We start from the raw sequence: 21,198 nt of genomic DNA on the forward strand, positions 1-21,198 counted from the left end.
CGATGCCACAGGCACCGCCTTTCGCATTCACGTCTTTGCCGGACGCTTCGAAGACAGACTGAGCAGGAAAGCCCCGAAGACCGCTGACAGCAACGAGCCGAGCAGAACGCCGAGCTTGGTCTCATCCTGCAACAATGGGGAATTCGCAAAGGCGAGCAGGCCGATGAACAGGCTCATCGTGAAGCCGATCCCACAAAGCGTAGCCACACCATACATTTGCAGCCAGCTCGTGCCGACAGGCCGTTCGGCCAGACGAAGCTTGATCGCCAGCCAGGCAAAGGAGAACACGCCGATCTGCTTGCCGACAAACAGACCAGCTGCCACGCCGAGCGGAACCGGATCGGCGAGGTTCGACAACGACACGCCGCTAAAGGAAACGCCGGCGTTGGCGAAACCGAAGATTGGCACGATCAGAAAGCCAACCCACGGCTGAATAGCGTGCTCGAGTTCGACCAGCGGCGAATCGGCCTCGCCCTTCGCGCCGACCATCGGGATCGCCAGGGCCAGCAGCACACCGGCAATCGTCGCATGGATCCCCGATTTGAAGACGAGGATCCAGAGTATCACCCCGAGAACGAGATAAGCCCAAAGCCTAACGATACCCATGATGTTCATCAGCATAAGTATTGTGAACACGGCGGCGACACCGGCTAACGCTGGGATGTTCAATCCCTCCGAATAAAACAAGGCAATGATGATGACTGCACCTAGATCATCGATGATAGCAAGGGCCGTCAGAAACACCTTCACTGGCAACGGAACACGCGACCCGAGCAACGACAGAACGCCCAGCGAAAAGGCGATATCGGTAGCGGTCGGGATGGCCCAACCGCGAACTGTCTCACCCTCATTAAAGGCAAGAAAGATCAGGGCGGGAACGACCATACCACCGACAGCGGCAAACCCCGGCAGTGCGCGCCGCGACCAGCTCGACAATTGACCGCTGATCACCTCGCGTTTTATTTCAAGACCAACCAGCAGGAAAAACACGGCCATAAGCGCATCGTTCACCCAATGAAGGAGACTCAGGCCGCCAACATAAGTCTTCAGCAGACCGAAATAATCTTCGCTGAAGGGAGAGTTGGCAACAATCAGTGCCAGCGCCGCGACCGCCATCAAAATGATGCCGCCGGAGGCCTCACTCTCAATGAACGAACGGAAGGATGCTGACAGGCGGATTCGGCGGACGGGTTTTGGATCCATGAGACCTTGATAGAATCTCGAACGGCAAAACTCCAGCCCAAACGTTTTGATTACTGAAATAGAAGGCGGCCCAAAAGACCGCCTTCTATTTCACGAATACCTGAAGATTAACCGTTGACTGCCATTTTCTGTGGATGGCTGTCGCGCTCTTTCTTCAGAAGTTCCGCAACCAGAAACGCCAACTCCAGCGCCTGATCGGCATTGAGGCGCGGGTCGCAATGGGTGTGGTAGCGATCCTGCAGATCTTCCGCCAGAACCGCCCGCGCACCGCCGGTGCATTCCGTGACGTTATTGCCGGTCATCTCGATGTGGATACCGCCCGGATAAGTTCCTTCCGCATGATGCACTCCAAAGAAGGTCTCGACTTCCTTCAGAATACGGTCGAATGGCCGTGTTTTGTAGCCATTGGCAGTGATGGTGTTGCCATGCATGGGATCACAGGACCACACGACCTCACGACCCTCTTGTCGCACCGCACGAATGAGCTTCGGCAGGTGATCGGCAACCTTGTCGTGACCGAAGCGGGCGATCAATGTCAGGCGGCCCGGCTCATTTGCAGGATTGAGCAGATCGATCAGTCGCAGGAGATCATCAGCTTCCAGTGACGGACCGCATTTCAGACCAAGCGGGTTTTTGATGCCACGGCAGTATTCCACATGGGCATGATCCGCCTGACGCGTGCGGTCACCAACCCAGATCATATGGCCGGACGTCGCGTACCAGTCGCCCGACGTCGAATCGACGCGGGTCAGTGCTTCCTCATAGCCAAGAAGCAGCGCTTCGTGACTGGTGTAGAAGTCCGTCTCGCGCAACTGAGCATTCGTTTCCGCGGTAATGCCAACAGCGCGCATGAAGTCGACTGTCTCGGAGATGCGACGTGCCAGCTGGCCATAGCGCTCGCCTTGCGGGCTGTCAGCAACGAAACCCATCATCCACTGATTGACGTTCTCCAGATTGGCATAACCACCCTGGGCGAAAGCGCGCAGCAGATTAAGCGTCGCGGCGGATTGGCGGTAAGCCATTTCCTGGCGAGCCGGATCCGGCGTGCGCGACTGTTCGGTGAACTCGGTACCATTGATAATATCGCCGCGATAGATCGGGAGCTCGATGCCGTTTTTGGTTTCGGTGTCGGAGGTACGAGGCTTGGCGAACTGACCAGCGATACGGCCCACCTTGACGATGGGCTGAGAAGCACCAAAGGTCAGCACGACGGCCATCTGAAGGAAGACGCGGAAGAAATCTCTAATATTATCCGCACCATGCTCGGCAAAGCTTTCGGCGCAATCGCCGCCCTGCAACAGGAAGCTTTCACCCCTGGAAACAGCCGCAAGCTGCTTCTTGAGTTTGCGTGCTTCACCTGCAAAAACCAACGGCGGATAAGTCCGAAGACGGGCCTCGACATCGCTCACGGCCTGAGCGTCCGGATAATAAGGCACCTGCTTGATAGGTTTGCCTCTCCAGGAAGTCGGTGTCCAGTTCTTGGTCATTATTGCACCTGTTACTTGCTTTCCACATTGGTAGCGATTGTTTGAGACTATCCGGTCCAGACCGGAAGGCGCTCATATAGTCCAATTATGTGGGATATACCAGTCCTGTTGGCGGCTAGCGGGGCTGATCTCACTATGGCGCCGCAGGCGGATTAATTTGGACATTATAAATGAGCAGCGAGACTTACTTTACGTCAGCGGCAGCCGCTTCATCGATGTCCTGAGGATCGGCAAAGTTCGCACCGATTTCCTCGAGCAGCCTATCAAACATGTCGATTTCTTTGTCGCTGAGCTTGACGGCGCGCGGATAGGCCGGCGACGGGCGGTCCCTATAAATCGGTGTGTTGAAATATTCCGTTTTGAGAACGAAACGACGAAGTCCTTCCTCACCGTGCTCGACCAGAAAACCCTGCATGACCGCATCCAGATAGGATTGCAGGATCATCGGCGGTTGCGGATGAACTGGTACATATTGGTGCGCCTCATAGACGAAGATTGGGATGCCATCGGGAAAAGGCATTACAGTCTCGATTTGTTCGGGCAGGACGCTGCGGCGGTCGTAATTTTCCTCGCGCAAATCGACGGCTGCAAGGTTTTCCAGATAATCGAAAACCAGTAGACCATCCACGCTGGAATTTTCGTCGCGACGAACAGACAATAGAGCTGCGTGAAGTCCGGCTTCGCGAGGACTTGCGCGCCACAATCTCCGCCAGCCTTGAAGTTTTGCGGGCATGGCGTGAACGATATTGGTTCGCAACGTATGGCGGTTTACCAGCGAGCCATAACCGAAATAAGCGACAAGTTTGCCGCTCTTCGCCAAGACTTCAATTTCACCCATCAATACGTTCGCCATTCACCAATCTATAGCTGGGTTTATACATGGTCACTAGCTCTTCTGAAGCTGTAGGATGTACTGCCATTGTGCGGTCGAAATCATCCTTGGAGCAGCCGGCTTTGATCGGAATGGCCAAAAGTTGAGCCATTTCACCCGCATCGGGCCCCAAGATATGCGCACCGATAACCTTCCTGCTGCCTGCATCGACAATCAGCTTGGTCAACATTTTGTCCTTGGCGCCGGATAGCGTATTGCGCATCGGGCGGAAAAGAGCACGGTACACCTCGATCTCCCTGAACTCCTTGGCTGCCTCTTCTTCGGTCAATCCCACGGTACCGATTTCGGGTTGAGAGAAAACCGCTGTCGCGATCTGGCGGTGGTCAGGTTTGGTCGGATTGTTTTTAAACACCGTCTCGATAAAACACATGGCCTCGTGAATGGCGACCGGCGTTAGTTGAACACGATTGGTCACGTCGCCTACAGCCCAGATGTTCGCCTTGCTCGTACGCGAGTACTCGTCGACCTTGATTGCGCCAAGTTCGTCGAGTTCGACACCTGCCTCTTCCAGGCCCAGCGATTTCGTGTTTGGTGCCCGGCCAATGGCCAGCATGACCTGATCCGCAACAAGTTCATCACCCGAATAAAGGCGGACAGCGAGCCTGCCATCATGCTGGCGTTTCACTTCCTCGATGACCTCCACGCAACGGACATGGATACCTTTGGCAACCATAGCCGCGTGCAGTAATTGCCGCAGATCGTGGTCAAAGCGCGACAGGATTTCCTTGCCGCGGTAGATCAGCGTCGTATCGACACCAAGACCATGGAAGATATTGGCGAATTCAACTGCGATGTAGCCGCCGCCCTCGATAACAATGGCCTTCGGCAATTGTTCGAGGTGGAATGTCTCATTGGAGCTGATGCACAATTCGTGTCCCGGTAAAGCCGGATGCGGGTTTGGATGCCCACCGGTTGCGATGAGTATCTGGTCAGCCGTCACCCGCTGACCGGTCTTGAGGATTTCGATGGTGTGATCGTCGACAAGCACCGCGCGGCTGTCGAAAATCTCGACGTCCGAATTGTCGAGCCCCTGCCGGTACAGGCCCTCCAGCCGCCCGATCTCCCGATCCTTGTTCGCAACCAGCGTCGGCCAATCGAACCTGGTTTCTCCAACGCTCCAGCCATAACCGGCCGCAGCCTCGAAATGTTCGGAAAACTGCGACGCGTAGACAAAAAGCTTTTTCGGCACGCAGCCACGGATGACGCAGGTACCGCCCATGCGGTATTCTTCGGCGAGCCCGACTTTTTTGCCCATGGCGCCGGTAAGCCTTCCGGCGCGCACACCGCCCGACCCTCCCCCAATGATGAAAAGGTCATAATCATAGCTTGGCATGGTGCAAAAACTCCGAATCTGATGAGCAGCGCTTATATGGGTTGTATCTTGGCCACTTAAAAGAACAAAGCCCGGCTAACGGCCGGGCTTTGTATAATATTCAATTCAACCCGCCCCTTACGGCTGCTTTGGTTGAGCTGGTGCAGGAGTCGCTGGCGCTTGGGCAGGCGCGGTTGCAGCCGCTGCCGCAACGACCTTCTCAGCAACAGCCTGGGCAAGATCGCGTGCGATGCCACGCTGCCAGATGCCGGCGGCCTTCATTACTTCACGCGTAACGATCGGACCTTCGGATATCAGCTTCTTACCAGCCTCGGAATTGTAAAAGCCGGTGATCGCATTCAGTTCTTCTTCACTGAATGACACCGCATAGGCGCGGGCAGCTTCATTCTCGAGATCCGCACGACGTGCCGCAAGCGCCAGGGCCTGTTCGTCAACGGCTGCGCCGATGATAGACTCAAGGTTTGGATCCTTCTGGATCAGCTCACCCTTCAGCTGCTGCGCAACGCCAGGCAGGATCGAGTCGAATTGGTCCGTTGCCTTGATTGCCGAAATAGCAGCCCGGGCGGCAGCCAGATGCGACGGGGTGATGTTATTGTTGGCGCTCGTATCCTGCGCCTGAGCGGCGCTGAAACCGCCAAGCATAATTACGACGGCCAAAGGTGCAATCAAGCGGCGGAAGCCAGTTGCTCGGTTCATGAATTTATCGCTCCATTTTCGACGTTGTCGCGCATAACCCAAAAATCATCCTCGATTTTCAGAAGGCTTTGCGCAGGATTCCAAGTGCGTCTGCTTCAAGTGCCTCTAAACAGACGCCCTGCTCCGCAGTGTTCTGACACCGTCAGCACCGGCCAAAATGGCCACGCGCGCCAGCCCCAGAAAAAGTCCATGCTCCACCACGCCGGGTATGGCGTGCAGAGCGTTCGATAAAGCTCTTGTATCCGGAATGCGGCCAAAAGATGCATCCAGGATCAAATGCCCGCCGTCTGTAACAAATGCTTCGTCTCCCGTCATCCTCAATGTAACAGGACCTGCAAGTCCAAGCTTGCCAGCGGCCTGCTCGATGGCGAATTTCGTGGCTGCAAGCCCAAAACGATTGACTTCGATGGGCAAGGGAAAGGCGCCCAGCATATTCACCAGCTTCGATTCGTCTGCAATTACGATCATTTCGCTCGAAGCGGCCGCGACGATCTTTTCCCGCAGCAAGGCGCCGCCGCCGCCCTTGATCAATGTGAGGTCAGGGTCGACCTCGTCGGCGCCGTCGATCGTAAGATCAAGCTGCGGCGTTTCTTCCAGGGTGCTGAGCTTGACACCGAGTTCGCGGCAGAGAGCCGCAGTGCGTTCCGATGTGGGTACGCCAATGACGTTCATTCCAGACGCGACCTTGTCGGCCAAGAGCCGCACGAATTCCTCGGCGGTCGAGCCTGTCCCTATTCCAAGGCGCATGCCATCCTTGACATAGGTCAGGGCCTCCGCAGCCGCTTTGATCTTCAGCGATTTGGCATCCATGGTGGTGCGCCCTCTTGTAGCTTTGACTTGCCGTTTCTTTGAGTCGACACTGGCTGCTCCCTACCACGTCAGGCGACCGGGTCAAGGCTCGTAGCTTGATTTTGAACCCACCTTATACTTCAGTGTGGGAAGGTCACCTCACGAAACCAGCAATTCTGCTGCTGTTTTCGCCATCGGCTACGGATGCCACAGGAACATAAATGTCAAAACCCATTGTCGTATTTGATCTTGACGGAACTCTGGTGGATACCGCCCCCGACCTGCTCGATAGTCTCAACCATTGCCTTGGAGAAACAGGCCTGCAAAAGGTCGATCCGGTCACGCTGCGCCGTTATGTCGGACAAGGCGGACGCGTGATGATTGAACGAGCATTCGAAGCACAGCAAAAGCTGCTGAGCCCAGAACAACTTGACTGGCTGGTCGGTATCTTCATCGAACATTACGGTGCCAACATGCCCGGCCACTCCGCGCTTTATGAAGGCGCCGAACAGGCAATGGACGACTTGTCGAGCGCCGGCTATCTGCTGGCGGTGTGCACCAACAAGTTTGAAGGCCTGTCCGTCAACCTCCTGGCCGGTCTTGGTCAATCATCGCGATTCAGTGCGATTTGCGGTTCCGATACTTTCGCCTTCCGAAAGCCTGACCCGCGCCATCTGGTTGAAACCATCCGCAAGGCTGGCGGCGATCCCGAGCGCGCCGTGATGATCGGTGACAGCCAAACGGATATCAACACGGCAAAGGCGGCGGGAATTCCTGTAATCGCGGTGGATTTCGGCTACTCGGATCTACCGGTTGCAACCTATGAGCCGAGCCGGGTCATCTCACACTATCGTGAGTTGAAGGTAAAGCTCGCAGACGATTTGATAGGTGCAGTTAACGCTTGAACCGTCTGAATTGGAACGATTTTTTTATCCGAACGTTAACCAGCTGCAGATGTTGGGCTGAGGATTAGCCTTCCATCCGAGGTTTTTTTGCTCTTACAGTGAAAACGGGCGCAGTCCCGGGATTTCAGGAGGAAAAATTGAGGAAACTAACTTCAATGCTTGCCGCACTTGCGATGTCGGCGGGGCTGACTTCGGTCGGTCCGATGCCCGCCTTTTCGGCGCCGCTTGCGCCGTTGAGTATCGAAACCACGAGCGCCAACATCGAGCAAGTTCAATACCGGCGGCACTATCGCGGCGGCCGAAACTGGAACGGCAATCGCTACTATCGTGGGGGTCGTTACTATCGCGGCGGCCGCTACTATGGCGGCGACCGGTATTGGTACAGAGGACACCGCGGATACAATTACTATCGTCCGGGCTATCGATATTATAACGGAGGCTGGTTCCCACTGGCCGCCTTTGGTACCGGTGTTATAGTGGGTAGCGCCATTGCGCCTCGTCCGGTCTATCGCACCGGCAGTGCGCATACACAGTGGTGCTACAACCGCTATCGGTCGTACAGGGCCTATGACAATACATATCAGCCCAACAACGGCCCCCGTCGCCAATGCGTATCGCCATACTAAACCTGACAACATGATTCCAAGGCCCGTTTACCAGTGGTAGGCGGGCTCTTTTTATTTTTGAAAATAGCAAACGCGAGCTCACGCATTAGACGAAAATCGTACTGCGCGTGCCTCAAACGCTCTGTAGTTGCCTAATTTTTGAGCCGTGCTTCCGGAGTCATTCCTCAACAATGGAATGTGCTTGCATTTTTTGCTGAACCCGCTTGAATACGCTTACATGAAGGGGGTTTGAGTGAATCCATTTGATGAGATGATCAAAACAGGCGGAGAAGTGCGCCCGCCATATGAACAGCTAAAATGCTGGCTCGATACGCAGAATCCCGAGCGGTTGGCTCAAAAGTCGCTTGATGCCGAGAACGTTTTTCGCAAGACCGGGATTACATTTGCAGTCTACGGCGACGAGGAAGCCGCCGAACGCCTCATCCCATTCGATATCATCCCCCGCATCATCACCGGCAATGAATGGCGCCGCCTGTCGCAGGGCATTGAGCAGCGTGTCATGGCGCTCAACGCGTTTCTTGATGATATCTATCACCGCCAGGAGATCATCCGCGCCGGCCGCATTCCACGTGAACTTTTCACCCACAATGATGCCTATTTGCCGGAGATGGTCGGGTTTAGACCACCGGGAAACGTCTACACGCATATCATCGGCGTTGATATCGTAAGGACGGAAGAGAACCAGTTCTACGTCCTGGAAGACAATGCGCGCACACCTTCGGGCGTTTCCTACATGCTGGAAAACCGCGAAACGATGATGCAGCTGTTTCCGGAACTGTTCCAGCAGATCAAGGTGCGTCCCGTCGAGACATATCCCAAGCTGCTACGGCAATCATTGGCGGCGGTTGCTCCGCCCGGCTGCAAGGGTACGCCCACCATCGCGGTGCTGACGCCAGGCATCTACAACTCCGCCTACTTCGAACACGCTTTTCTCGCCGATCAGATGGGTGTCGAACTCGTCGAGGGGAGCGATCTCAAGATTGAGAACGGTAAGGTCGTCATGCGGACGACAGAAGGCAACCGCGCCATAGATGTCCTTTACAGGCGGGTTGACGATTCCTTCCTTGACCCCCTCACCTTCCGCCGCGATTCAGCGCTCGGCGTTGCCGGGATCATGGACGTCTATCGTTCGGGGAACATCACTATTGCCAACGCGCCCGGCACCGGGATTGCCGACGACAAGGCGCTCTATTCCTATATGCCGGAGATCGTTGAATTCTACACAGGACGCAAGGCGATTTTGGAAAATGTACCCACGCATCGCTGCTCGGAACCGGACACGCTCAAATATGTGCTCGAAAACCTCTCTGATCTCGTGGTCAAGGAGGTTCACGGCTCCGGCGGATACGGGATGCTGGTCGGTCCGGCGGCTTCCAAGAAGGAATGCGAAGCCTTCGCTCTTAAACTAAAGGCCAACCCGAAAAATTACATTGCACAACCAACGCTCGCGCTTTCGACAACACCGATCATGACCGAAAAAGGCTTGGCACCACGCCATGTGGATTTGCGGCCATTCGTGCTCGTGTCTGACCGAATACGTATCACACCAGGCGGTTTGACGCGTGTCGCATTGAAAGAGGGCTCGCTCGTGGTCAATTCCAGTCAAGGTGGAGGTACGAAGGATACCTGGGTGCTGGACGACTAGACTTGTTCTGAGGGGAAATAAGAATCGCTCAAGACGGTTCCAGAACTACAAAAAGGATACCACTAAAAAATGCTTCTTGGCCGCACCGCAAATGGTCTCTACTGGATGTTCCGTTATATTGAGCGGGCAGAGAATATGGCCCGACTCATCGATGCCGGATTGCGAATGGCACTGACGAAAACGTCGGACGCGCCAGAGGAATGGTCCTCCGTATTGATGAGTGCGGGAGTAAAGATCGGCTATGACAGCAAATACAAAGAGTATAATGCCAGCCTGGTCTCCGATTTCCTGTTGCGTGATCTGAGTAATCCCTCGAGCGTCATGGCTTGTGTTGAAACCGCGCGATCCAACGCACGCATGGTGCGGACTGCGCTTACGCGTGAGGCTTGGGAAAGCGTCAACGAGACCTGGATGGTGCTTAAATCGACTTTGGCATCCATTATCCCCGAAACCGACCTTCCACGCGTTCTCGATCAGATCAAGCGCGAAACAGCGATTATCCGCGGTGCTTTTCACGGAACGATGCTGCGCAACGAAATTTTCAATTTTGCGCGCATTGGCACTTTCATCGAGCGGGCGGATAACACAGCGCGCATTCTAGACGTCAAATATTACGTGCTGCTGCCCTCGATTTCGTATGTTGGGACGACCCTCGATAACTTCCAATGGGAATCTATCCTGCGGTCCGTCTCCGCCCACCGCTCCTATCGCTGGGTTTATGATGTCGAATACAATCCCGTGAACATTGCGGATTATCTGATCTTGAATTCGCGCATGCCCCGGTCCCTGAATTTCTGCTACTCCAATATCGTGGACAATCTGAAATACCTTGCCCTCGACTACGGCAAGCGGCACGAATGTCATGACATGTCCGAGGGTATTATGACACGGCTAGAGAACAATGAGATCCGCACCATTTTTGACAATGGATTACACGAATTCCTCAGCGATCTCATTTATCAAACGAACAGCTTGAGCAGCAAGATTGCTCACGCATACAATTTCGATTGAAGATCATGCTTTTGAACATTCAGCACAATTCCCGCTATCGTTACGACACTCCGGTTCATTATTCGGTGCTGCGATTGCGCATGCATCCACAAAGCAGCCCAGGCCAGAAAGTCATCGACTGGGCACTCAAGATAGAGGGCGCGACACAGGAAGCGAACTACCGTGACGGCTATGGCAATCGCACCATGCTGATACGGCTTGATCGCGACATCGAAGAACTCGTCATACGCGCCGAGGGCCAGGTCGAAACCGAGGATCGTACAGGCGTTCTCGGCAAGGTCTATAATTTCATGCCGATATGGCTCTACGAACGCGAAACGGACCTGACCAAACCGGGTGAGTCGATCCGCCAATTGGCAGCAAGCTTGCCGGCCAAGAATGACAAACTGGCAATCATGCACGAACTGATGGCACTATTGCATCAGAAAATGGCCTACACACCAGGCACTACCAACATCAACACGACAGCCGAGGAGGCACTGCTCAACGGAAGCGGTGTTTGCCAGGACCATACCCATGTCTTCATTTCTACCGCGCGCCTGCTCAATATTCCTGCCCGCTACGTGTCCGGCTACCTCATGCTGAACAACACGATCGAACAGACGGCAAGCCACGCGTGGGCAGAGGCTCATATAGAAGGACTGGGCTGGGTGGGATTCGACGCGGCCAACGATATTTGTCCCAATGAAACCTATGTGCGTCTGGCTTGCGGCCTCGATTACCGCGAAGCGGCCCCAGTTTCCGGTATACGCTTTGGACCGGGCATTGAATCACTTGCCGTAGAGGTCAATGTAGAGCAGTAATCGCTCTGCTATCGGGATTCGGGATTCGCTATGACTTACTGCGTGGGGCTCAAACTGGACCGCGGCCTTGTGTTCATGTCTGACACGAGAACAAATGCCGGTGTCGACAATATTTCCACGTTCAAGAAAATGTATACGTGGGCCAAAACAGGCGACCGCGTTATCACGCTGATTTCCTCTGGCAACCTGGCAACAACCCAGGCCGTCATCAGCATCCTGAATGAACGCACCAAGGAGCCATCCGAACGGTCGCCATCGATCTACGAAATGCCATCGATGTTTCAGACGGCAAGACTCGTTGGCGATACAATTAGACATGTCATCGACGAGGTGGATTCGGGCGGGCAACGCGCCGATTCATTCGGCGCTTCGATCATCCTCGGTGGTCAGATCAAAGGCGGCGATCCACGGCTTTTCCTGATCTACCCTGAGGGAAATTTCATTGAGGCGACGCCGGACACACCCTTCTTCCAGATCGGTGAGCACAAGTATGGAAAGCCGATTATCGTGCGATCCTACGACCCTGCGCTGACTTTCGAGGAAGCGACGAAGCTGTTGCTGGTTTCCTTCGATTCGACGTTGAAATCCAACTTGTCAGTGGGACTGCCGCTGGACTTGCAGTTCTACGAGTCGGACAGTCTCAAGCTTGGTTTCGAAAAACGCATCGAACGCCATGATCCTTACTATGAAATGATTTCGGATGGCTGGTCGCAGGCCTTGAAGCTTGCATTCCAAAGCCTGCCACCTTTCGAAATCAAAAACGACTAGTGGCGCTGCCTTTATAGTTTCGCAGTCTGGACGCTTGTTGCCTGTCGCATTGCCCGCGTCTTGACGAAAGCCTTTTCGAGATAAGCGTCACGCTCATAGACGTCGTCGTAATACTTGATCTCGCCCGTCGTCGCGTCTGGCCACGCAGTGAAATAGGACACGTAGACCGGCAACTGGTCCTTTACCTTGACGCTGCGTTCGTTTTTGCCGAAGTACTGTTTCAGATCTTCGACCGGAACGCCGAGCACTGCCGCGGCCATGTCACGTGGGCGTTCCAGGCGGATACAGCCATGGCTCAATGCTCGCATGTCCCGCTTGAAATAAGATTTGGCCGGCGTGTCGTGCATGTAGATGTCGTGACTGTTCGGGAAGAGGATCTTCAGTTCTCCGAGAGCGTTGTCGAGGCTCGGCTTCTGGCGAATGCCAACGCCGCCGCCATTTGAAGCAACCTGATACCAATTGATCGAGCTCGACGGAACCACGCGACCCGTCTTGTCATAGACCTCGTATCCACTATTTTCGAGATAGGACGGATTGCTGAGTATTTTCGGCATCATCTCGTTGAGAATGATCGAGCGCGGCACCCCCCAGGATGGATTGAAGACAACAGTCTCGATCGTATCGTCGAAGAAATAGGTCTGGTTCGTGGGTGATCCGACCACGATGTTCATCGCCAGTTTTTCTGTGTTGTCATCGAAGTACTGGGCCCGGTAGGCAGGCTGATTGATGAAAACATAGCGCTTGCCGAAATCATGCGGCAGCCAGCGCAGCCGCTCCATGGAATACAGAATACGGTTCCGTTTGGACAGAGTTGTTTCAGTTTGAAGCGACTTGATGGTGGCGCTGCCGATTACACCGTCGGCCTTGCGCCCCTGCGCCTTCTGAAAGTCCTTGATGGCTTGGACGAGACTCTCGTCATAGACATAGCTGTTTTCGTGCGCGGCCAGCACGATCTTGTGCTCTGCCAAATAATCCTGTGGTGCTTTCGCCCGGATCAGCGCTACGACATTGCGAAGTTCAGCGCTTGTGTCACCCGGGCGGATCATTGTGCCGGTAGCAATGCTCACAGTCGGCTCATTGGTGCCATTGAGCTCGTGCAGATTTTGTTTAAGCTCGGCATACCATTTATTCTGTGGCTCGAAAGCAACAAGCGTCGCGGCGGGATCGTTCGACGAAGCGAGCTGTTCGATCACGTCGCGCGGCTTGACTCGGCCCGTAGCAAAGTCATGGAACCCGCTGAGGCGGTTTGGGTTGATGCGGCCCTCACCCTGATCCATGGCGTAGCGCAGCGCTCGTGCCGACATCGACAACTCGAAATCTGCAAGCTCCTTCAATCGCGCTGGTATGTTGGCACGGTCATAATCGTCACTCGGGACCGCAACTGCGTAATCTTGTGGATCGAGACCATCATCTGCAGCCTTTGCAAAAAGCGCCACGACCGTCTTCGCCTGTCGTGTCACATCATAAGAAGCCGTCCAGATCGGGCGCTGTTTCGTAGCATAATACGAGACAATCGCGTCAGATATCTCTTTTTCCGCAAGAACGTGAGCAGCCTTCAGATGGTCGATCTTCAAACCGAATTCATCCATCGCCATTGATGGCGAGATATCCGTGCCATGATCGGCTGAAGCCGTGATCTGTGTATCCACTTTCGAAAAATCGATCTGAACCAAGCCTTCGGGCTTGTAGTCATAGTTTGTCGGCGCTGTGACGACCACGCGCTTGATAGGGGCGTTCGGACGCCGCACGCTCGCATCTTGCAGCCTGCCAGGATGGACCTGATGTGTTTGGTCGACAGGACGCGACTCGACGCGGCGATTGCCGAACAGCAGTTCCATCAGGTTATTGGCTGCTGATGCCGGCGCCATTGGGACGACCGTGGCCGATAACATCGCGGCCAGAAAGATTGCATTTTTTTTGGAACGGGAATTCATGATGCGTGCCCAGCTGGAACTGTGTTGCCCACGGATGAACATGAGCCATTGATGAGGTGTGTAGCCAGTTTGACCGCATCGTATTTAGAATCTTTTAACAATGCCCCGCCCCCAAATATTAACTCGCCGCGGCACAATTTTAAGCTGTGTGCTGGTTTTGACACATTTATCCCAATTCACCCACACTTTCATGTTAATTCATCACACAAATAGTTGAGCAATCCAGTTCATTCCCAAAAATCGTAATAATATTCCAGAAGAAGCGACCCACTGCATCGAATTGGAGAGCATGGTGAACAAGTTTTTCAGCATGTCGTTGTTGTGTTTGGCGGTTCTTGGAATGAATTCTTTAATGTCACCCGCAAATGCGCAGGATACACTTATCAAGAGAATATTTCTTACGGGTCAACGCGAACGCCAAGCCGGCAAATGGCCATCGGACCACTCGCCCACTGTGCGTATGTTCGTGTCATCTCCTGCAACCTATGGTTCCGGAATTGCTCGGGCTGCATTCGCATGACATTATCTTGAAGTAACTCAGGTCACTCGCCGCGGCGTGAACGGTTCGCGGCTTAAACCCTTCTCGGTAAGTTCATCGAGATAGGCCTGCCAGCGTATATCCTTGTTACGCCCAAGATCGATCAAATAGTCCCAACTGAACAGGCCGGTATCGTGCATATCGTCGAAAATGATGCGCACAGCATAATTTCCAACGGGTTCCATCTTGGCAATCTCGACATTGATTTTGCCCGGCACTGTCTGGCGCTGTTCGGGCGAGTGCCCTTGTACTTCCGCCGAAGGTGACGCGACCCGTAAAAGCTCAGCCGTAAGCACATAGCTTTCCCCATTGTCGAAGACGATCGTGAGCGATCGGCGGTCTTTGCTTACGCGCAGTTCTTTGGGCCAGGCATCAGTCATCGCGAACGCTCCTCGTGCTCCCTCTTCTGTAAGAACAAGGATCGATCCCCGCAAGTCTGTCCTTTCCAATATACGGCTGGCACTGTGCAGACTGTTTCGCTTGCACACGGCCAATTCTCTACTTTATTAGACGCGGTCGGCAACGAACGCAGGGTTGAACAAACTGCGTGGAAAAGCCTCAGCGTTTGTCTCATCCGACGGCTGGACAATTGGAAGCCGGCACCCTATCTCTTTGGTAGGAGGAAGCTCTTGGACCACCTAGCATTGCTCGACACAACGGCACATCAGGCCCCCATGATCGACCCTTTCGGACGAACGATCAGCTATTTGCGCGTATCGGTGACGGATCGCTGCGATTTCCGCTGCACGTATTGCATGTCGGAACACATGACATTCCTGCCGAAGAAGGATCTGCTGACGCTCGAGGAGCTGGATCGGCTTTGCACGGCATTCGTCGAGAAGGGTGTGAAAAAACTGCGTCTTACCGGCGGCGAGCCGCTGGTGCGCAAGAATATCATGCATCTGATCGGAGAGCTTTCGCGTCATCTTCAGTCCGGTGCGCTCGAAGAGTTGACCCTCACCACGAACGGCTCGCAGCTCGCACGCTTTGCGCCTGAGTTGGCCGGCCATGGCGTCAAACGTATAAACGTATCACTGGATACGCTGGATCCTGGTAAATTCCGTGCCATTACTCGCTGGGGTGACTTCAGCCGGGTTATGGAAGGCATCGACGCTGCGCAAGAAGCCGGCATCAAAGTCAAGCTGAATGCAGTCGCTCTTAAAGGCTTCAACGATCACGAGATTCCAGAGATGATTCGTTGGGCTCATGGGCGCGGTATGGACCTGACGCTGATCGAAACCATGCCAATGGGTGAAATCGAACTCGATCGTACAGACCAGTACCTGCCGTTGTCGCTGCTTCGGGCCAAACTCAGCGAAGAGTTCACCTTGAACGACATCGCCTACAAGACCGGCGGGCCTGCCCGCTATGTCGAGATCGAGGAAACCGGCGGGCGTGTCGGCTTCATCACACCGATGACGCATAATTTCTGCGAGAGTTGCAACCGGGTACGTCTGACTTGCACCGGCACGCTTTACATGTGCCTCGGCCAGGAAGACGCTGCTGACCTGCGTGAACCATTGCGTGCGTCAGAAGGTAACGAACTTCTGAATTCTGCCATTGATGAAGCAATTGGCCGCAAGCCGAAGGGCCATGATTTTATCATCGACCGCCGTCACAATCGCCCTGCCGTCTCCCGCCACATGAGCGTCACCGGCGGTTAGAGCCTGGGGCTCCAGCCGCGCGAAAACATTCCAGATGCACTGACCAGCACAGGTTGATATATCGATTGAAGCGATTCTGGAGGAGAATCGCGTCCTCATTCGGAATTGACCATCTTGGCGCTATCTCCCAATTTGCGTGGCAGTCTTTTCATGGCCATCGGCATGGCCAGTTTCACGTTCAATGATGCAACGGTCAAATTCGTTGCGGAAGACATGAATATGGGCCAGGTCATGCTCGTACGCAGCTCGATCTCGACCGTTCTTATCCTTGCCCTCGCCTGGCACAAGGGCATGCTGGTTCCGCTGCGTGAAGCCCTGCATAAAATGACCATCTTGCGCGTGATCGGCGAAGTGGTCGGCACGGTCAGCTTCCTTGTTGCTTTGGTTCACGTGCCTCTCGCATTGACCTCGGCAATTTTGCAGGCTCTACCCTTGGTGGTGACCCTCGGAGCTGCGCTGTTCTTCGGTGAGCCGGTTGGCTGGCGGCGTTGGATTGCAATCATTGTCGGCTTTATCGGCGTACTGATAATAGTTCGGCCGAGCCATAACGGTGTTAGCCCATACATTCTTCTGATCGTTGTCACGGTGATTTTTGCCTCAATGCGCGATCTCGCAACACGCAAGGTCCCAAGGACCATCCCGGTACTGATGATCTCCGCGCTAACATCGATAGGTGTGGGAGTTGCCGGGATAGGCATGATCGGTCCGCTGGGCGGATGGACACCCATGTCGCTGACAAATACCTTGCTGCTGACACTTGCCGCCTGCTGCGTCATGGTCGCGTATCACTTCATCATTCTGGCTATGCGAGAAGGCGAAATCGCCTTCGTTGCTCCGTTTCGCTATACGAGTCTGATCTGGGCTATCTTGCTCGGTTATCTGTTTTTCGGCGATCTGCCGGACGTCCCCATGATCATCGGCTCCATCGTCGTGATTGGCAGCGGGCTTTATACGCTTTACCGTGAGCGCATCGTCGGCCGGTTGGAGCCGGTCGCAACCACAACGGCGGCGGCGACGTCACCTGATGGAGTATAGACGTGCGAATTGCAGGTATAATACTGGCTGGCGGTCAATCGCGAAGGATGGACGGAGTTGACAAGGCATTGCTGCCGTTTGGCGACCGGCGCGTGATCGATCATGTCTATGCGCGTTTGTCGCGTCAAATCGAACCGGTGGCTTTGAACAGCAATAACGAGCCGATACTATTTTCGGATTTGCCGGTTCCCGTGATCCCCGACGACATTGACGGGTTTGCCGGCCCCCTTGCCGGAGTTCTGGCTGCGATGGAGTGGGCAAACAATCAGGCGCTGCCGTTCACCCACGTTGTGACGGTGGCGACGGACACGCCATTCTTTCCCGACAATCTTGTTGATACACTACGCCAAGCTGTCGCAGATGCTCCTCGAGGACACATCGGAGTCGCAGCTTCTGGAAACAGGCTGCACCCGGTTTTCGGCCTCTGGCCGGTTTTCCTCAAGAGCGATCTTCGCCGTTGGTTGAGCAACGAAAAGAACCGCCGTGTCGTTGCCTGGATCGAGGGCCATCCGCACAAGATTGCAGACTTCCCAATCATAACAACACAATCCGGGGCGTCTCTCGATCCATTTTTCAACATCAATACACCCGAAGATATTGCCGAAGCCCGGCAGCGGTGGAGTGCCATACCATGACGCCTCGCATATTCGGGATAACTGGCTGGAAGAACTCGGGAAAGACCACGCTGACCGTCAAACTCGTCGGCGAATTGACCCGCCGGGGCTGGAAGGTTTCGACCGTGAAGCATGCCCATCACGATTTCGATATCGACAAGGAGGGCACTGACTCGTTTCGTCACCGCAAGGCAGGTGCCGGCGAGGTAGCCATCGTCTCGGATCGACGCTGGGCGCTTATGCATGAGCTGGTGAGTGAACGCGAACCGACGCTGGTCGATATCATTGCGCGTTTTGCACCCTGTGATCTTATCCTGGTGGAAGGCTACAAGCGCGAGGGACACAAGAAGATCGAAACCCGCCGTACCGAAGGCAGATCAGGGGAACGATTGACGACCGGCGATCCAAGCATCGTTGCGATCGCCAGCGATTACCCCATTTTGGACGAGAAAGTACCTGTCCACGAACTTGATGATATTGCTGCCTTGGCCGATTTGATCGAACGCGAAACAGAGCTTTCCCGATAAACGTGCCAGAAAATGACGTTTCGCCTAATACGTGCGCAACAAAAGTATAAGGCTCAAAATAATTATGTGATTTTGACGGTCAGATTCGCTTGGCGACGCACGATTCCCGGTTGCAATTGAAAGAAAACTAGTGGGAATATCCGTGTCAGGAGCAGTGACATAAACTGCGACCTTACCCGGAAGGCTGTCCAGAAAAATAGGGGAACAGCCGGGTTATAAAAGAGAGGTTCAAATAAATGCGTATCACTAAGCGTCTCGTACTCGCGATTTCCGCTGCAGCTCTAGCCTTTTCCATGGGCGCGGCACACGCGGAGGACGCACTGAAACTGACAATCGCGTCCGAAGGAGCCTATCCGCCCTTCAACAATCTTACCCCCGACGGCAAGCTTGAGGGCTTCGACATCGATATCGGCAATGCGCTTTGCGCGGAAATGAAGGCCGAATGCACTTGGGTATCCCAGGATTGGGACGGCATGATCCCGGCGCTGCAGGCAGGCAAGTTCGACGCGGTCATTGCCTCCATGTCGATTACGCCCGAACGCCTGGAAAAAGTCGACTTCTCCAAGAAGTACTACAATACGCCTCCGGCGATTGCCGTACCGAAGGATTCCGATATCAAGGACATCACACCAGAATCCCTGAAGGGCAAAACTCTAGGTGTACAAGGGTCGACCAGCCATTCGAACTACGCCCAAGCCAAGTATAGCGGCTCGGATATCAAGATGTATCCGACTTCAGATGAATATAAACTTGACATCAGCAACGGCCGTATCGATGCCGTTATGGACGACGTCGTTGTTCTGGGCCAGTGGCTCGATAGCGATGCTGGCTCTTGCTGCAAGCTCCTCGGCACAATTACGCCTGATCCTGCGATCCACGGTCCAGGTGCCGGCGTGACGGTGAAGAAGGGCAATACAGCGCTGGCGGACAAGTTCACCGCGGCTATTGCGGCGATCCGTGCGAACGGCAAGTACAAGGAAATCAACGACAAGTACTTCAAGATCGACGTTTACGGCGGCGAGGATTGAGCCAAACGCACTGACTTGATATGAAATGTAGATGGCGGGTCATACCGCCATCTACGGCTTTGAATAAAAATGACGGGCGGGCTCAGAAAAGAGCCATGGGGAACAGTCCGCAAATATGAAAGTTGCCTATGGAAGGCTCAATAGCGTTACTGGGTTTTGGCGAGGGCGGTTGGGGTCCGAGCATTGCAAGCGGCGTTCTGGTAACAGTCAGTCTCGCGCTGGCCACATTACCGGTGGGGTTGGCGATCGGCTTCTTCGTCGCACTTGGCAAACAATCGCCGGAACGTTCCGTCAAACTCGCCGCAAACATGTACACGACTATTTTTCGCGGCTTGCCCGAACTGCTGACCTTGTTCGTGGTCTATTTCGGCGCACAGATCGGCATTCAGAAGCTGGGGCAGCTGCTCGGCTACGAAGGCACGCTTGAAATCAATTCATTCATTGCCGGCATGTTCGCACTAGGGGTCGTGTTTTCATCCTATGCCAGCGAAGTCTTCCTTTCCGCATTTCGTGCGATACCGAAGGGTCAATATGAGGGCGGCTATGCCATCGGACTTTCCAGCGGTCAGACCATGCGCAAGGTCATCTTGCCGCAATTGATCCGCATCGCCCTCCCTGGGCTGGCCAATCTATGGATGATCCTGCTCAAGGACACAGCTCTGGTTTCAGCCATTGGGCTTGCGGACATATTGCGCCAGACTGGAGTTGCGGCTCGTGTTACGAAGCACGCCTTCCTGTTCTTTGGTGTGGCCTGCATGATTTATCTCGTGCTCGCCATTCTTTCATCCTTTGTCATCGACGCGATCGAACGCTCATCGGCCAAGAGCGGGGTCAAACGATGACGGAAAGTTTCATCAATGCGCGGCCAGCGACTGTCATGCGACCTCCGGCGCCGCCGAAAAAATGGACCCGAGGCCGGGTCGTTGGTCATCTGCTTGTTGGTCTTTGGACGGCTCTTCTCATCGGACTGCTCGTCTATCTTTACAGCGCTTGGAACCCTGAGCTCATTGCGAAATACGGCCCCACATATCTTGCGGGCCTAAAGACCACGATCGGGCTTGTCGGGTCGTCAATTCTGCTCGGCGCGGTGATTTCGATACCGGTGGCTCTTGGCCGGATGAGCAAAAACAGAATCGCATCGTCCATTGCCTATGCCTACGTCTATTTCTTCCGGGGAACACCGCTCATCGCGCAAGTCTTTCTGTTTTACTACGGCCTCGGATCATTCAAGCCCCAGCTCGAAGCAGTTGGCCTTTGGACGTTTTTTCGAGAGGCCTGGTACTGCGCACTGCTAGCGTTTGCCCTGAACACAGCGGCCTATCAGGCTGAAATATTGCGCGGCGCGGTTCGCAGCGTTGCGCTCGGACAATGGGAAGGAGCGGCGTCACTCGGCATTTCGAAATTCGTTACGTTCTGGAAGGTTATCCTGCCGCAAGCTTTGATCGTGGCATTGCGGCCCTACGGCAACGAGATTATCCTGATGATCAAGGGCTCAGCAATCGTTGCTCTGATCACAGTTTACGATCTGATGGGCTACACGCGCCTCGCCTATTCGAGAACGTTCGATTTCCAAGCCTATCTGTGGGCTGCCATCATTTATCTGATTTTGGTGGAAATCATCCGGCATATCTGGGATTGGTTGGAGCGTCGCATCACGCGTCATCTCATACGCTGAGACTAACCCACCAAAGAGAATCTAC

At 54.6% G+C, this 21,198-nt stretch carries 21 protein-coding genes; 13 read left to right on the top strand and 8 right to left on the bottom strand.

Annotated elements, in window-relative coordinates; genetic code table 11:
* Positions 1–27: 27 nt before the first annotated feature.
* The 6 genes from nhaA to rpiA form a co-directional block, all read right to left on the bottom strand.
* Positions 28–1,203, bottom strand: coding sequence for a Na+/H+ antiporter NhaA (gene nhaA, locus FHS21_RS13850; RefSeq protein ID WP_112528506.1), 1,176 nt, complete (start codon positions 1,201–1,203; stop codon positions 28–30).
* A 107-nt stretch (positions 1,204–1,310) separates the two neighbouring features.
* Positions 1,311–2,690, bottom strand: coding sequence for a class II 3-deoxy-7-phosphoheptulonate synthase (locus FHS21_RS13855; protein WP_112528508.1), 1,380 nt, complete (start codon positions 2,688–2,690; stop codon positions 1,311–1,313).
* A 184-nt stretch (positions 2,691–2,874) separates the two neighbouring features.
* Positions 2,875–3,543, bottom strand: a complete 669-nt coding sequence (locus tag FHS21_RS13860) for a gamma-glutamylcyclotransferase family protein (RefSeq protein WP_158482235.1) — start codon at positions 3,541–3,543, stop codon at positions 2,875–2,877.
* A complete protein-coding gene (gene gor / locus FHS21_RS13865) occupies positions 3,521–4,915 on the bottom strand; it encodes a glutathione-disulfide reductase (RefSeq protein WP_112528512.1) in 1,395 nt (464 codons plus the stop codon). Before gor ends, FHS21_RS13860 begins: the two co-directional genes overlap by 23 nt.
* Positions 4,916–5,032: 117 nt before the next feature.
* A complete protein-coding gene (locus FHS21_RS13870) occupies positions 5,033–5,611 on the bottom strand; it encodes a DUF2059 domain-containing protein (protein ID WP_112528514.1) in 579 nt (192 codons plus the stop codon).
* Between the two features lie 105 nt (positions 5,612–5,716).
* Positions 5,717–6,421: a ribose-5-phosphate isomerase RpiA gene (gene rpiA, locus FHS21_RS13875; RefSeq protein ID WP_112528516.1), complete on the bottom strand. Its 705-nt coding sequence runs from the start codon at positions 6,419–6,421 to the stop codon at positions 5,717–5,719.
* A 200-nt stretch (positions 6,422–6,621) separates the two neighbouring features.
* Between rpiA and FHS21_RS13880 the strand changes: the two genes are divergently transcribed.
* The 6 genes from FHS21_RS13880 (at position 6,622) to FHS21_RS13905 (ending at position 12,158) form a co-directional block, all read left to right on the top strand.
* Positions 6,622–7,305, top strand: coding sequence for an HAD family hydrolase (locus FHS21_RS13880; RefSeq protein WP_112528518.1), 684 nt, complete (start codon positions 6,622–6,624; stop codon positions 7,303–7,305).
* Positions 7,306–7,460: 155 nt separating this feature from the next.
* Positions 7,461–7,931 (top strand): BA14K family protein, encoded by a 471-nt coding sequence (locus FHS21_RS13885; RefSeq protein WP_112528520.1) that lies wholly within the window; start codon positions 7,461–7,463, stop codon positions 7,929–7,931.
* Between the two features lie 232 nt (positions 7,932–8,163).
* Positions 8,164–9,576: a circularly permuted type 2 ATP-grasp protein gene (locus FHS21_RS13890; protein WP_183662341.1), complete on the top strand. Its 1,413-nt coding sequence runs from the start codon at positions 8,164–8,166 to the stop codon at positions 9,574–9,576.
* Between the two features lie 69 nt (positions 9,577–9,645).
* Entirely contained in the window at positions 9,646–10,587 is a 942-nt protein-coding gene (locus tag FHS21_RS13895) for an alpha-E domain-containing protein (RefSeq protein ID WP_112528524.1), read from the top strand.
* 5 nt (positions 10,588–10,592) lie between these two features.
* A complete protein-coding gene (locus tag FHS21_RS13900; protein ID WP_112528823.1) occupies positions 10,593–11,390 on the top strand; it encodes a transglutaminase family protein in 798 nt (265 codons plus the stop codon).
* 30 nt (positions 11,391–11,420) lie between these two features.
* Positions 11,421–12,158 (top strand): proteasome-type protease, encoded by a 738-nt coding sequence (locus tag FHS21_RS13905; RefSeq protein ID WP_183662343.1) that lies wholly within the window; start codon positions 11,421–11,423, stop codon positions 12,156–12,158.
* Between the two features lie 11 nt (positions 12,159–12,169).
* Here the strand turns inward: FHS21_RS13905 and FHS21_RS13910 are convergent, their stop codons facing one another.
* Positions 12,170–14,026, bottom strand: coding sequence for a L,D-transpeptidase family protein (locus FHS21_RS13910; protein ID WP_246411024.1), 1,857 nt, complete (start codon positions 14,024–14,026; stop codon positions 12,170–12,172).
* Positions 14,027–14,629: 603 nt separating this feature from the next.
* Positions 14,630–15,010, bottom strand: coding sequence for a gamma-butyrobetaine hydroxylase family protein (locus tag FHS21_RS13915; protein ID WP_112528533.1), 381 nt, complete (start codon positions 15,008–15,010; stop codon positions 14,630–14,632).
* 294 nt (positions 15,011–15,304) lie between these two features.
* On the opposite strand from FHS21_RS13915, the gene moaA reads away from it, so the two are divergent.
* The 7 genes from moaA (at position 15,305) to FHS21_RS13950 (ending at position 21,173) form a co-directional block, all read left to right on the top strand.
* On the top strand, positions 15,305–16,294 hold the full coding sequence (gene moaA, locus FHS21_RS13920; protein WP_112528825.1) for a GTP 3',8-cyclase MoaA: 990 nt from the start codon (positions 15,305–15,307) through the stop codon (positions 16,292–16,294).
* A 114-nt stretch (positions 16,295–16,408) separates the two neighbouring features.
* Positions 16,409–17,329, top strand: a complete 921-nt coding sequence (locus FHS21_RS13925; protein WP_162701886.1) for a DMT family transporter — start codon at positions 16,409–16,411, stop codon at positions 17,327–17,329.
* A gap of 2 nt (positions 17,330–17,331) precedes the next feature.
* Entirely contained in the window at positions 17,332–17,964 is a 633-nt protein-coding gene (gene mobA, locus FHS21_RS13930; protein ID WP_312879877.1) for a molybdenum cofactor guanylyltransferase MobA, read from the top strand.
* Positions 17,961–18,470, top strand: coding sequence for a molybdopterin-guanine dinucleotide biosynthesis protein B (gene mobB, locus FHS21_RS13935; RefSeq protein ID WP_112528537.1), 510 nt, complete (start codon positions 17,961–17,963; stop codon positions 18,468–18,470). Before mobA ends, mobB begins: the two co-directional genes overlap by 4 nt.
* Positions 18,471–18,706: 236 nt before the next feature.
* Positions 18,707–19,498 (top strand): ABC transporter substrate-binding protein, encoded by a 792-nt coding sequence (locus FHS21_RS13940; protein WP_112528539.1) that lies wholly within the window; start codon positions 18,707–18,709, stop codon positions 19,496–19,498.
* A 128-nt stretch (positions 19,499–19,626) separates the two neighbouring features.
* A complete protein-coding gene (locus FHS21_RS13945) occupies positions 19,627–20,340 on the top strand; it encodes an ABC transporter permease (RefSeq protein WP_112528541.1) in 714 nt (237 codons plus the stop codon).
* Positions 20,337–21,173, top strand: a complete 837-nt coding sequence (locus FHS21_RS13950) for an ABC transporter permease (RefSeq protein WP_112528543.1) — start codon at positions 20,337–20,339, stop codon at positions 21,171–21,173. Before FHS21_RS13945 ends, FHS21_RS13950 begins: the two co-directional genes overlap by 4 nt.
* The last annotated feature ends 25 nt before the right edge of the window (positions 21,174–21,198 follow it).

This window comes from Phyllobacterium trifolii (assembly GCF_014192095.1).
Classification (GTDB): Bacteria; Pseudomonadota; Alphaproteobacteria; order Rhizobiales; family Rhizobiaceae; genus Phyllobacterium; species Phyllobacterium trifolii.